At 66.1% G+C, this 12,174-nt stretch carries 17 protein-coding genes; 9 read left to right on the top strand and 8 right to left on the bottom strand.

Translation table 11 applies throughout. The features are described 5' to 3' along the window. Positions 1–45: 45 nt before the first annotated feature. The 5 genes from RPX00_RS14975 to RPX00_RS14955 all read left to right on the top strand — a co-directional run bounded on the left by RPX00_RS14975 (position 46) and on the right by RPX00_RS14955 (position 3,812). Complete coding sequence (locus RPX00_RS14975; protein WP_406640134.1) at positions 46–1,083, top strand: tetratricopeptide repeat protein; 1,038 nt, start codon at positions 46–48, stop codon at positions 1,081–1,083. Positions 1,084–1,155: 72 nt separating this feature from the next. Further along, complete coding sequence (locus RPX00_RS14970; protein WP_406640133.1) at positions 1,156–2,043, top strand: hypothetical protein; 888 nt, start codon at positions 1,156–1,158, stop codon at positions 2,041–2,043. Between the two features lie 9 nt (positions 2,044–2,052). Continuing rightward, on the top strand, positions 2,053–2,418 hold the full coding sequence (locus RPX00_RS14965; protein ID WP_406640132.1) for a glyoxalase: 366 nt from the start codon (positions 2,053–2,055) through the stop codon (positions 2,416–2,418). A 19-nt stretch (positions 2,419–2,437) separates the two neighbouring features. Then, positions 2,438–2,974 (top strand): helix-turn-helix domain-containing protein, encoded by a 537-nt coding sequence (locus RPX00_RS14960; RefSeq protein WP_406640131.1) that lies wholly within the window; start codon positions 2,438–2,440, stop codon positions 2,972–2,974. A 58-nt stretch (positions 2,975–3,032) separates the two neighbouring features. Then, a complete protein-coding gene (locus tag RPX00_RS14955; RefSeq protein ID WP_406640130.1) occupies positions 3,033–3,812 on the top strand; it encodes a class II aldolase/adducin family protein in 780 nt (259 codons plus the stop codon). A gap of 1 nt (position 3,813) precedes the next feature. Here the strand turns inward: RPX00_RS14955 and ppk2 are convergent, their stop codons facing one another. The 5 genes from ppk2 to RPX00_RS14930 are packed head-to-tail and all read right to left on the bottom strand — an operon-like array spanning position 3,814 to position 7,909. Continuing rightward, positions 3,814–4,704 (bottom strand): polyphosphate kinase 2, encoded by an 891-nt coding sequence (gene ppk2 / locus RPX00_RS14950; protein WP_406640129.1) that lies wholly within the window; start codon positions 4,702–4,704, stop codon positions 3,814–3,816. A 39-nt stretch (positions 4,705–4,743) separates the two neighbouring features. After that, complete coding sequence (locus RPX00_RS14945) at positions 4,744–5,049, bottom strand: hypothetical protein (RefSeq protein WP_406640128.1); 306 nt, start codon at positions 5,047–5,049, stop codon at positions 4,744–4,746. After that, entirely contained in the window at positions 5,042–6,562 is a 1,521-nt protein-coding gene (locus RPX00_RS14940; protein WP_406640127.1) for a hypothetical protein, read from the bottom strand. The genes RPX00_RS14945 and RPX00_RS14940 overlap by 8 nt, the downstream gene beginning before the upstream one ends. Positions 6,563–6,584: 22 nt before the next feature. Beyond that, entirely contained in the window at positions 6,585–7,319 is a 735-nt protein-coding gene (locus tag RPX00_RS14935; protein WP_406640126.1) for a hypothetical protein, read from the bottom strand. Next, positions 7,319–7,909 (bottom strand): RNA polymerase sigma factor, encoded by a 591-nt coding sequence (locus RPX00_RS14930; protein WP_406640125.1) that lies wholly within the window; start codon positions 7,907–7,909, stop codon positions 7,319–7,321. The genes RPX00_RS14935 and RPX00_RS14930 overlap by 1 nt, the downstream gene beginning before the upstream one ends. Positions 7,910–8,181: 272 nt before the next feature. On the opposite strand from RPX00_RS14930, the gene RPX00_RS14925 reads away from it, so the two are divergent. Continuing rightward, positions 8,182–8,796 (top strand): hypothetical protein, encoded by a 615-nt coding sequence (locus tag RPX00_RS14925; protein ID WP_406640124.1) that lies wholly within the window; start codon positions 8,182–8,184, stop codon positions 8,794–8,796. 91 nt (positions 8,797–8,887) lie between these two features. After that, entirely contained in the window at positions 8,888–9,547 is a 660-nt protein-coding gene (locus RPX00_RS14920; protein WP_406640123.1) for a hypothetical protein, read from the top strand. Between the two features lie 112 nt (positions 9,548–9,659). Here the strand turns inward: RPX00_RS14920 and RPX00_RS14915 are convergent, their stop codons facing one another. Next, entirely contained in the window at positions 9,660–10,019 is a 360-nt protein-coding gene (locus RPX00_RS14915) for a type II toxin-antitoxin system RelE family toxin (RefSeq protein ID WP_406640122.1), read from the bottom strand. Between the two features lie 5 nt (positions 10,020–10,024). Beyond that, on the bottom strand, positions 10,025–10,366 hold the full coding sequence (locus RPX00_RS14910) for a type II toxin-antitoxin system prevent-host-death family antitoxin (protein ID WP_406640121.1): 342 nt from the start codon (positions 10,364–10,366) through the stop codon (positions 10,025–10,027). Positions 10,367–10,995: 629 nt separating this feature from the next. On the opposite strand from RPX00_RS14910, the gene RPX00_RS14905 reads away from it, so the two are divergent. Both RPX00_RS14905 and RPX00_RS14900 read left to right on the top strand, forming a co-directional pair. Next, positions 10,996–11,196 carry a hypothetical protein gene (locus RPX00_RS14905; RefSeq protein WP_406640120.1) on the top strand — a complete coding sequence of 67 codons (201 nt, stop codon included), beginning with the start codon at positions 10,996–10,998 and terminating at the stop codon, positions 11,194–11,196. A gap of 14 nt (positions 11,197–11,210) precedes the next feature. Continuing rightward, positions 11,211–11,600: a type II toxin-antitoxin system VapC family toxin gene (locus tag RPX00_RS14900; protein WP_406642924.1), complete on the top strand. Its 390-nt coding sequence runs from the start codon at positions 11,211–11,213 to the stop codon at positions 11,598–11,600. Positions 11,601–11,612: 12 nt separating this feature from the next. Here the strand turns inward: RPX00_RS14900 and RPX00_RS14895 are convergent, their stop codons facing one another. Beyond that, the gene (locus RPX00_RS14895; RefSeq protein ID WP_406642922.1) at positions 11,613–12,035 is read right to left on the bottom strand and encodes an HAD family hydrolase; all 423 of its coding nucleotides are present in this window, start codon (positions 12,033–12,035) and stop codon (positions 11,613–11,615) included. Positions 12,036–12,174 lie beyond the last annotated feature (139 nt).

Below are 12,174 nucleotides of genomic sequence, written 5' to 3'. Positions count from 1 at the left end.
GCGAACGACTACTTGAGTGGGGAGCCGGAAGGGAGCGGGTCCAGAATGCCCGGGCGGCTGCGGAAGTGGAACACGCGCGTCGACGACTACCTGCGCCGGAAGGCGGCGGAGGGCGGCAACATCGTCGCGATGACGCGCGTCGCTGCTGACCTGCGCGAACGCGGCGATTCGGCGGAGGCCGAGGAGTGGTATCGCCGGGCCGCGGCCGGCGGTGACCGGGTCGCGATGACCGCGCTCGCCCACCTGCTCGCCGAGCGCGGTGCCGACGACGAGGCCGCCCGCTGGTACCACGAAGCCGCGCAGGCCGGCGAGCCGCACGGGATGCTCGGATACGCCCGCACCTGCGAAAACCAGGGTCATCTCAATGAGGCCGAACACTGGTATGCCGCCGCGTTCGAGGCCGGCGCGACGGAAGCGGCCGGGCTGCTCGGCCACCTGCTCGTCGAAGACGGCCGGTACGCCGACGCGGAGGGCTGGTGCCGCCACGCCGCCGAGGACGGCAACCCGGCGGCGATGCTGGACCTCGGCGTTGTCCTGCGAGAACTCGGCGCGCAAGACGAGATGGCGCACTGGTGGCGAGCCGCGGTGGACGCGGGCGAACTCTCCGCGACCTGCCTGCTGGGCCGCCAAGCGGAACGGGCCGACCGGGAGGGCGACGCCGAGCGGTGGTTCCGTCGCGGCGCGAAGGGCGGGAATGTCGAGGCGAAGGTGCGGCTGGGGCTGTTGCTGCATCGCCGGGGTGACCTCGAAGAGGCGGAGAACTGGTACCTCGAAGCCGCTGAGGCGGGCGACGCGGCGGCGATGACCAACCTCGGCGTCCTCGCCCGCAACCGCCGCGACGACGGCGAGGCCGCGGCTTGGTATCGCAAGGCCGCCGAGCACGGCAGCATCCCCGCGCTCACCAACCTGGGGCATCTCGCCGAAGCTCGCGCCGACCTGGCACAGGCCGAACGCTGCTTCCGGGTCGCCGCCGAGACCGGCGACGTGCAGGGGATGCTGAGCCTGACCCGGATGCTGCGCGCCCGCGGCGCGACCGCCGAGGCCGACCACTGGCAGGCCCTCGCCGCCGACCGTCCACAGTAGACAGATTCTCGGGGTCGATCTCCGGGATCTTCCCGGATGTTCCCCGGTACCGGCGCGGCTAGCGTCGATCGAGTGTTCCGACGCGTGCTTCTCGCCATCCTCGCCGGTATCGCGGTTTTCCTGGTGCCGTGGACCGTCTACCTCGGGCTGACCCTGCCCGAGCACTTCGACACGAGCCAATGGCGGGTCGCCTGGGTCGGTTTCGACATCGTCCTGCTGCTGTGTTTCGCCGCGTCCGTGCTGCTCGGGATCCGCCGCAGCCGCGCCTCGGTGCCGATGCTGGCCGCGACGGCCGCGCTGCTGTGCTGCGACGCGTGGTTCGACGTCGTCCTCGACTGGGGCGGCCCCGACCAGTGGGCCAGCCTCGGCACCGCGCTGCTCGCGGAGGTGCCGATCGCCGTGTTCCTGCTGCTGCGCGCCCGTGCCCTGCTCGCGGGCAAAGCGCGGCCGCGGCCGTTGACCATGCGCGACATCGCGGTACACACAAACCCGAACTACCAGCGGTTACTCCGGCTCATGCCCGCCACTTCGGCCGAACTGCGCGCGCAGGTCCCGACGGTCGACGTCCCTGCCGCGCTGCTGACCCTCACCCACGCTGGCTACACGCGACGCCACCGCGACGGCCGCTGGCACTCCGTCCCGCAGAGCACGAACGAAGCGAAGCCAGAGGACTTCCCCGAGGCCGACCGGCCCGTGCTGGCCGCCTACCTGGACGCGAAGTACGACCGAGAGGTCCGGTTGATGGCCTGGGCCGCCGAGCGACGCGACACCTTCGACGGCTGGACCGCCGGGAGCCGCGCGGGCATGCGGTTGAGCTACAAGGACTTGAAGGAGTTCGAAGCGGAGTATCTGGAACTGGTGCACCGCTACGCCGCGCGGGACTCCGGCCCGGACGACGGACGTCAGCTGGCGGTGCGGTTCTACGCTTTCCCGGAGCCGAAACCCGCTGAGCTGGCGTAGGTTCGGGGCATGATCCATCACGTGCAGGTCGCCTGCCCAGCGGGCGCGGAGGACGACGAACGCGCGTTCTACACCGGCGTGCTCGGCTGGCCGGAACTGCCGAAACCGCCGCTGCTGGCGGCACGCGGCGGATGCTGGTTCCGCGTCCCCGGCCTTGGCGGCCCGGACGGTGAACTGCATGTCGGCGTCGAGGCGGATTTCCGGCCAGCGCTCAAGGCGCATCCGGCGTTCGTGGTCGACGTGGACACCGTCGCCGCCGCGATCGAGGCCGCCGGCGGGTCAGTGACCTGGGCCGATCCCGCGGAAATCCCGGGACGGCGGCGGTTCCACACCTTCGACCCGGTCGGCAACCGGTTGGAGTTCCTCGCCGGCTGAGCCCGCTTACAGTGTGGGGATGAGCCGGGAGGCAGAAGAAGCCGAGCAGCGGATCGCGCGACGTCTGCGCGAGCTTCGCCTGGAACGCGGGCTGACCTTGGACAAGGTCGCCGCCGCCGCGGACATCACGCCTGGCTACCTGTCGCGGGTCGAGAGCGGCCAGCGGGTGCCCAGCCTCGGCACACTCGTCGTTCTTGCCCGAGTGCTGGACGTCAGCGTCGCCGACCTCGCCGGTTCCGGAGAACGCAGCTCGCCGATCGTGAAGCGCGAGGACGCCGTCACGTACGGCACTCGCGGCGCGTCCTTGACCCATCTGTCGCCGCCGTCGTCTTCGGTTGAGGCGACCTTGGTGACGCTGCGCGACAAATCCGTCCCGCCGCGTCCGACCCGGCACCGCGGCGAAGAGTGGCTGCACGTCGTCAGCGGCCAGCTCGAACTGACCTTGGCCGGGGAAACCCACTTGCTTGCGCCTGGCGACTCCGCGCAGTTCCCCGGCACCACCGAACACACCCTGCGCGGCGCGCCGGACGCGGAAGTCCTCGTCGTGATCGCTTGACTCCCGACGTGCCTCAGAGGCACCCTGTTTGCCAGACAGGCAACATTGGGAGATGCTGATGACCGACGCCCCGGTAGCCGAACTCGACCTCGACACCCTTCCTGAGCAGCTGGATTCCGTCGCCGCCGAACGCGCGCAGCGCAAACGCCAGCTCGCCGTCGCCTTCCGCCTGTTCGCCAGGTACGGCTTCGACGAGGGCATCGCCGGGCACCTCACCGCGCGCGACCCGGAGTTCCCGAACCGGTTCTGGGTCAACCCGTACGCGGTGCACTTCTCCCGGATCAAGGTCAGCGACCTGCTTCTCCTTGACGAGAACGGAAAAGTGGTCGAAGGAACACGGCGCACGAACAAGGCCGCCTTCGCCATCCACTCGACCATTCACGAGGCACGCGAGGACGTCGTCGCCGTCGCGCACGCACACACGATCCACGGCCGCGCCTGGTCAGCGTTGAACCGGCTGCTGGACCCGATCATCCAGGAATCCTGTGCGTTCTACGAAAATCACGTGCTTTTCGACGAGTACAAAGGCCTGGTCCTGGAACGCGACGAGGGCGTCCGCATCGCCGCCCGGCTCGGGTCGAAACGTGCGGCAATCCTTCGCCACCACGGATTACTGACCGTCGGACGCAGCGTCGCCGAGGCGGCGTGGTGGTTCATCACGATGGAACGCGCCTGCCAAATGCAACTCCTCGCCGAAGCCGCCGGCACCCCGCGCGTGATGACCGCCGAAGAAGCCACCCTCGCCGCCCGGCAATTCGGCAGCGCGAACATGGCCCGCAACAACTTCCGGCTCCTGGAGGACCTGATCGTCGAGGAGGAACCCGACGTACTGGACTGACTCAGTCGCCGACCGCGTCCCGCCCGCGTTTCACGATCAACGGATCCGGCTCCCCGACCACTGTCGCGTCTTTGCCCTCATAGTCGAAGCGGGACAGGAAGTAACGCATCGCGTTGATCCGGGCACGTTTCTTGTCGTTGCTCTTGATCGTGATCCACGGCGCGAGATCGTTGTCCGTGCGGAGGAACATCGCCTCCTTGGCCGCGGTGTAGTCGTCCCATTTGTCGAGCGACTGCAGGTCCATCGGGGACAGTTTCCATTGCCGCACCGGGTCGACCTGCCGGATGATGAAGCGGGTGCGCTGTTCGGCCTGAGTCACCGAAAACCAGAACTTCGTGACCGTAATCCCGCTCTCCACCAGCATTTCCTCGAACAGCGGCACTTGACGCATAAACTGCTCATACTGGTCCGGCGAGCAAAACCCCATCACCTGCTCAACCCCGGCCCGGTTGTACCAGGACCGGTCGAACAACACCATCTCGCCCGCGGTCGGCAAATGCTGGACGTAGCGCTGGAAATACCACTGATGCATTTCCCGGTCACTGGGCTTGGCCAGCGCGACGGTCCTCGCGTGCCGCGGGTTGAGGTGTTCCATGAACCGCTTGATGGTGCCGCCCTTGCCCGCGGCGTCGCGGCCCTCAAAGAGAATGACGTGCCGGCTGCCGGTCTCGCTGATCGAGTTCTGCAGCTTCAGCAACTCGACCTGCAGCAGGTACTTGGTCTCGTCGTACTCCTCGCGCGGCATGCGCTCGGCGTACGGATAGTTCTCCCGCCAGGTGTCGACCGCCTTGCCGAACGCGTCGATCAGCACGGGATCGTCATCGTGATCCTCGCCGACCGAATGCCCGTCGATCTCCAGCCGATCGATGTACTCCCGCACGTCCCGCAACATGCGGCCGACCTTAAGCAGCGCAGGTGAACGACAGGTGTCTCAGGCGAGGAACTGTTGGAGGTCCGGGGGTATCGCCGCTGGCTGCGGCAGCTGCCAGATCGGCAGCCGATGCAACTGCGCGACCGTCAGCGGCGCGGTGAAGTCCACTCCGTACGCTGCCCGGTCGCCCTCGTCCGTCCGATGTCCCAGCCAGTAGACCCCGCCGGCCGGAGTGTCGTCGACTGTCGCGACCCATTTCCGGTGCGGCTCCGGCCAGTCGAGGTCGAAAACCTCGCCCCGCACCGCAGCGGCTTCCTGGGCGGCCCCGTCGAGCCGTTCACCACGTACGGGATTCGCGTCAGCCATGGCCGGAGTTTAGCCTCGCGTTCACCAGGTACAGCTCCGCACGCCCGTACAGCGGCGCGGAAATACTCCAGTGCGCAAGGTAATCCGGCGGCGGCGGACCCCACACCCGGCGCAACGCGAGGTCAAGCTCGCGCGGGCGCAGGTCGTAGTCGAAGAACGCGAAGTTTACCCGGAGCAACCCGCGCGACAGGCGGCCCTTCCGGCTTTCCAGTTCGGCGATCGCCTCGGGCATCCGGCCCCGGTCGGAGAACACGTCGATGACCGCGCAGTCGCAGGTGTAGGCCAGCACGCCGATTTCCCCGTCGCTGGCCACCGTTCTGCCGCCCGCCAGCCGTCCTACTTCGCGGCCGATCTCGGCGTACTGCGCGCTCGACGTGTAGTTCGACGTGAACGGCGCGAAATCACGCGGCAGCCCAGCCGCGGCATAACCGACAACGCTGGCCCCGACCAAAACCACGACGATCGCCATCCCCGTCACCCGCTCGATCCGGCGGACGGAACCGGCCGCTACCGCGCAGACGAAAACCGTCGCCGCGACGATGCCGGGACCGTAATACCAGTGGTACGGCGGCACTTTCAGCGAAACATATGCCAGGCTGTACCCCGCACCGGCCATGGCGAGCACTGCGAATGGGAGCAGTTTTCGCCGGGCCGCGGGACCGCGCAGCACGAGGACCAGCCCGGCCGGAAGCGCCAGCGCCACTGGCAAGAACGCCAGCACGACCTGTTCCGGCATGTGCTGCCAGTACAACTCGATCCCGTTGCCGAACTCCCACTGTCCCCAAGCCCGTTGCGCTCCCTGCAAAGTCTTGATGACCAAGGTGTCCGGAACCGCCGCGCCGAGGACTACCCAGCTGAACGCGAACCACGGCACCGCCACCAGCGCCGCGCCCTGCACGCTTCGCCAGCCTTGGACCCAGAACCGTTGGCGGGCGAGGAAAATCATCACCACGAAGATCAGCAGATCAACCCGGACCACAATGACCGCACCCGCGGCAAGGCCGAATGCGAAAGGATTCCGTTCGACCGAAAAGACCAGCAGCCAGGCCACCGCCGCCGCACCGAGTTCGACCTCTAGTCCGATCGAAGAAATCAGCAGCGGATTCACCGTCACCGCGGCGATCGTGAGCGCCGGAAACCACCGGGGCAATCCGGCAGCGGCACCGAGCCTGCGCAGCGCGAGCACCAGCAATACCTGGCAGACCACATACAGCACGCCAGCCGCGAGCACCGCGTCTCGCACCACGAAGGTCAACGCCGCAAGGGAAAGCACGTTCAACGGCGAGGTCGCGGTGTTCGCCGTGCCGTCCGCCAGCAGTCCCCAATTTCCGTGGAAGGCCAGATTCCGCGCATAGCTCAACGTGATGTACGTGTCGTCGATCAGATGTCTTCGCACCACGAGAAACAGCACGATCGAAGCGGCCACCACGCCGACCAGCAGCCAATCCAGCCGATAACGCCGGGAAACCGGCCGCGCACGACCTGTTTTCGGCATCGTCAAACCAGTCGTCATAATTCAAGTCCCCCAAGAAATACTATTTAGACGGCACTTCCATGCTGCTTCCGTCTTCCAAGACCACTTTCACCCGGAGCGAGTTGTCCACCCGGACGTTGTCGGGGATTTCAACGGCGTACGTGCCGTCCCGCAGCGCGGCGGGGAACAGCGCGCCGTCCGGCCCGATCAAGAACACCGCGGCCACGTCGGCACGGGCGATCCCCAGCCGGACGTTGCCACCGCCGCCGATGTCCTGCACGGGGTGCGCCGGGCTGAGACTGGGGTAGCCGTCCTGCTTTCCGGCCAAGGTGGCTTGGTTGTATTCCGCGAGCTGCGCGCTTTTGCCAGGGACGAAAATGCTCGTACTCGAGGGCAGAAGGCAGAGCCCCGCCGCCTCGCTGGTGCGGATGACGAGGTACCCCGAGTGCGAAGGCGTTTCGTCCACCCTGATCGCGGGCCGCCACGCTCGCGGATCGGGCGGTTCGAGTCCCATGTCACGGACGCTGGCGAGACAGTCCTTGAGCCGTTGCCCGTCCAACGGGCTCGGCGCGGCTCCGGCCGGAATCACCGTCATCTCCGGACTCGCGTCGTACGTCGTCGTCGCGAACACCAGCACCGCGCTCAACGCGAACGCACCGACCGCCCCGGCGACCACGAACGGACGGCCTCGCCTCCGACGGCGCCGTCCGTGCAGCTGCGGCACCAGCCGGTGCCACATCGATTCCTTGAGAATGTCCGGCATCGGCCGCTCGGGCGGCAGGCTGAAGTCGTCCATCACTGCTCCTCCGAGGTCAGCACGTCGCTGTCCCGCAACAGTCCCCGCAACCGGCTGCGTGCCCGCGAGATCCGCGCCCGCACGCTCGGTTCGGCGATCCCGAGAACCGCCGAAGCCTCCGCAGTGGACAACTCGCCCAGCAAGCACAGCTCAACCGCCCGCCGCTCCGCACGCGGGAGCTTGGCGACCGCGTCCAGCACCGCCTTCAACCGCCGGTCGGCGTCAATCTGACCAGCAACGTCCTCGGCATGATCGCGTACGACGTTGTTGCGCGGCAGCCGCGTCAGCACAGCTGCGAAACGACCGAGGCGACGCTGTTCCCGACGAGCCAGGTTGGCGGTCACGGTGTACAGCCACGGCCGGGCGCTGTCGTTCACCAGAGTCACCTCGCCGAGCCGCCGCCACGCGGTGAGGAAGGTCAGCGAGGCCAGATCCTCCGCGGTGGCCCAGGAACCCGTCAGCCGGTAGGCGTAGTTCCACACCGCGCCGGCGTGGCGGTCGAACAACTGCCCGAACGCCGCGACGTCTCCCTTCGCGGCACGCGCCCACAGCTCCTGGTCGCCACCGGGAGGATCCGAGGCGTCCGCCATCCCCCACCCCCGCCCTTGATCCGCAACTGTCGCCACAACCCCATGTCCCCGGACGCTCCGACAGCGTTGCATTCGGGCTGTTTCAGTGTCTCGCCTCGACGGAAGCGGATAGATATAGTCGGGCGGAACCAGGTCACGGTGCCCGGTTCACCTGGGTGGAGGGCTGGCTGGGGATGACCGAATCCGGCAACGGGCGTGTTCCGGGCCCCTTCAACGCGCCACCAGGTTACGGATACCCACCGCCCGCCAAACCCCGCCGTACCGGCTGGATCGTGGGCGGAATCGCCGCGCTGGTGGTCGTGCTGGGCACCGGGATCGCCGTCGGTGTCGTGGCCGGGCAACCCGCCGAGCGTCCGCCGGAGCCAGCCGCCGCGCCCCGGTACTCGATGAACAACGTCGGCAATGCCTGCGATCTCGTCGATCCCACCCCGCTGCGGAAGTGGTCACCCACGCCGAAGGGCGAGCCCAAGCACGAGGAAATCCGCCCGAGCAAGACCAGCCCCGGCAGCCTGAGCTGCGAGATCCGCTACACCAGCGGAAATACCCTGGACTCCGCCGAAGTCATCCTGGACGCCCGCTTCACCGAGGGAACCGCACCGTCCTCCTACGAGAGCTGGAAACGCGGCGACCTCGCCAAAACCGGTGAAGGCAAGGCGTCCGGCCAGATCACCGGCATCGGCACCCAGGGCTACTGGCATTCCGAGGTGTTTGGCGAACTGGTCGCGAACACGCGCTACGTCCTCTGTGTACTGGACGGCGACGTCTCGGTCCGCGTCCGGCTCAACTTCAGCCGCAGCCGGGACGTCGCCCAGGTGCACCGCGAGGAAGTCCAGCCGATCGCCGAAGCACAGGCGCGGAAGGCGCTGAACGGGCTGAAAGGGAACTAATGACTGATCCCCACAATCCCGTTGCCGGACAACCGTTCCCAGGCTACGGCTACCCTCCCCGAAACCGCCCGGCCCCAAGACCGGACTGATCGTGGCCGGAGTGGTCGGCCTGGTCGTGGTCCTCGGCGCCGGAATCGCGATCGGCCTGTCCGTCAGCGGCGGCTCCTCGTCCGAAGCCAAACCCCAACCGACCCCGAGCCAAGCCCCGTCCACCACCGCCTCGCCCGTCGCGCCATCAGGCAAGTACTCGATGAGCGCGATCTCCAACGCCTGCGACCTGCTCGACCCCAAACCGCTGGCGAAGTGGTCCTCCACCCCAACCCCGCCAGTCCACCGGGAAAACCAGCCAGACGGCGGCTACGGCGGCGGCCTGACGTGCACCCTCCGCTACACCAGCATCTCCCCGACGGACAGCGTCACCACGAACGAGGCCGGAATCAGCGTCGAGGCCGAATTCGCCTCCGCGGACAAGCCACCAGAGTTCGACCGCTGGAACACCGGCCCGCGACCGGGCTGGACCACCGGCACGATCAACGGACTCGGCACCCGCAACTACTGGCGCGCGGCCGCGGTCACCGAGCCGGGGCCCGGCGCGAGCTACATCGTCGGGGTGCAGGACAGCAATGTCTCGGTGGAGATCCAGGTGGCGGTCCACCGGGCGCGAGGCGAGGAGCCGCTGAAGACGGACGAACTGTCGGCGATCGGGCAAACCCAGATCCGGGCGGTGCTGGATCGGCTGAAGAAGGCGTAAATGCACAACAGTCCGGAAGCTAAAGCTTCCGGACTGTTGATTACTGTCTCGACCAGACAGTGCGCCCGAAGGGATTCGAACCCCTGTCCTTAGTGATTACTGGCAAAGAGCACTAGGGCTGACCTGGTCCGAAGACCTGCTCAACGAGGCTGTGTAGCGCGGCGGATGATTGCCCACCTCCATAGAGCGCGAGCCTCGCTGTGGCCAAGTCGTAACAAGCAGCATCCACCCGTGACGCCACGACCCAAACAACCGCCACGGTGCCATCCTCATCGACTCTGTAGACAACGCGGTACTGCCGGTTGTTTACATACAGCTTCCGGAACGTCGTCAGCGATGAGCCCAGAGGGGCTCCGCGCTGCTCGGGACTCGTTTGCAGCTTCTTCAGCGCCTTGAAGACGAGGACTTGAGTTGGCCTGTCCAGCTCAGCGATGTCGTCTTCAGCCTCTGGCAGTAGCAGCACTCGAGCCATGTCGGTTAATCCCTTTGACCCTCGTTGCTGTCGTCCTCGTCGTCCTCGTCGTCGTCAAGCTCATCAAGATCAATGCCAAACTTGGCTGCAGCGTCTTCAAGAGTTACGCGCCGACCGCTGTCGGTCGCAGCTCTGACGAGAGCGAGAGTCATCAGCTTGATGTCATCCTCGATCTCATCGACGCGCTGCAGGCGCTCGATCTTGTGAATGCCCACGATCACCGCGGCAGGCTTGTTGTTCTTGATCAGCACGAGATCCCGGCCCTCGCTGGCCTCTGCCACCAGCTTCGAGACACCCTGCTTGTTTGCGTCACTTACACTGATGAGGTCGTTCGTGTCGATCTTCATGAGTCACCGCCTTCCTTGGCTCATGAAGAAACTATAGGCAGAATCCTGGGCAAAATCTGTATTTTTCTGGTTACATCACACGGCAGAGCATGTGACCTAAATCACATGACACGCCTAAGGGTCCGCTTGCGATTCGACGTATCCATGTGCTTTCAGCTACCGAAAGTCACAGAACACCCCTCCTTGAACACGTAGTGCTACTTTCTCAACCTGAAATTGAGTGGCCTCTCGGCCATCTCGTCGACCCGGCGTAGCCCGATTACGTTGCGTCAAGGGACCCCCGGCCGAGCGTGCTTCTGCGAGTCGCCCTTTGACACAGCGTGGATAGCTCTTAGGGGATCGTCGGGACGGCGGCAGATCACCCGCGGACACAACCGATGCTCCCTGCCTGCCATCTCGGAAACCTGCACGTCCGGCGAGGACATCTTCTTTACCCGCAGCCCCGGAGGGCCACCTTGAACAAGCAAGAAACTCTGAACACGAGAGCTCCCGTTGGTCACACCTTGGTAACGCCGCCAGGTTTACCCTGGTCGGGGTACGATGTCACTAGTGAACAGTGTTGCCTAGTGAACAGTGCAGCTCGGTGCACGAGCACCGCTAAGGCGTGACCAACCCTAGGGAGATGAATCGTGACAGCCAGCAGTGCGGAGCAGCCGGCGCACGAGGGACTGGATGGTCCGGCTCTACGGGACGCGCTGTTCGCTGAGAAGGATGTGCAGCCGATCCGGTCAGTCGATGACTGGGCTTGCGAGGGCATCTTCGAGTCCGACGACGAGCTGCACGAGTTCCAAGAGTGGGTGGCCGCAGAGCGGAAGGCTAACCTGGCTTAGTGGCTTTGGAAATCGTGCTCGACACGGATGTCGCGTCAGGCATGTTCAAGCGAAACCTTTCGCCGCGGCTTGCAGGCAGGCTCGCTGGCTCCCGCCCGGCGATCACGTTCGTGACGCTGGCTGAGTTGAACAAGTGGATGCATCTGCGCTCGTGGGCACGTCCTCGCCGGGAACGGCTGGAACAATGGATGCGATCGCTTCCGGTCCTTCCGGCTACCCCGAAGGTCTCGCGCGTGTGGGGTGAGATATCGGCTCATGCCCAGCGGCGCGGCCGTCCCCGACCGTATAACGACACCTGGATCGCAGCGTGCTGCCTGGCGTTCGAGATCCCGCTCGCAACCCTGAACGTGAAGGACTTCGCGGACTTCGTGGAGTACGAAGGACTCGTGCTGCTCGAACCATGAGCCGATGATCGATCAGAGGTCAGCCATGGACGTCATAATGACATCCGGCGCAAGGGACGCAAAACGGCCGTACTTCCCGGGCTTGTTCGCGAAGGCGATGACGACTGTCCCCGCTGCACGGGCTGCTTCGATGTCTGGCATCGAGTCGCCGACCATGACGTACGAGCCCGGAGGGTCGCCGTCGGCGGCGATAGCCCGCTGAAGTAGGTATGGCGACGGCTTGAGATGGTGAATCTGAGCATCATCGCGCGCTGAGATTCCGCGAACAAGGCTTTCGAGCCCGACGCGCAGAAGATAGCGGCAAGCTGCTGTGGTGCTGTTGTTGCTCACGATGGTGACCGCTCCGCCGCTAGCCACGGTTCGCCGCAGGAGATCGGGAGTCCCAGGCGTAGCCGGAGCAGTCTGGACAGCAGCAACCTCGCACTCCTGAAACAGCTCTCCAACTTCACGGCGGCCTCCCCGCCCACGCTGAACGCAAACTTCAGGACTTCGAACGGATCACTCGTCTCCAGCACCTCAGGCGAGAAGGTGAGCCCACATGCCGCTCCCTGACGACGTAGCTGGTCAGCAATGG

Origin of the sequence: Amycolatopsis sp. WGS_07, assembly GCF_045278895.1 — a bacterium.
GTDB lineage: Bacteria > Actinomycetota > Actinomycetes > Mycobacteriales > Pseudonocardiaceae > Amycolatopsis.
Note: the sequence above shows the minus strand (reverse complement) of the source record. Positions and strands in the feature narration are given on the sequence as shown.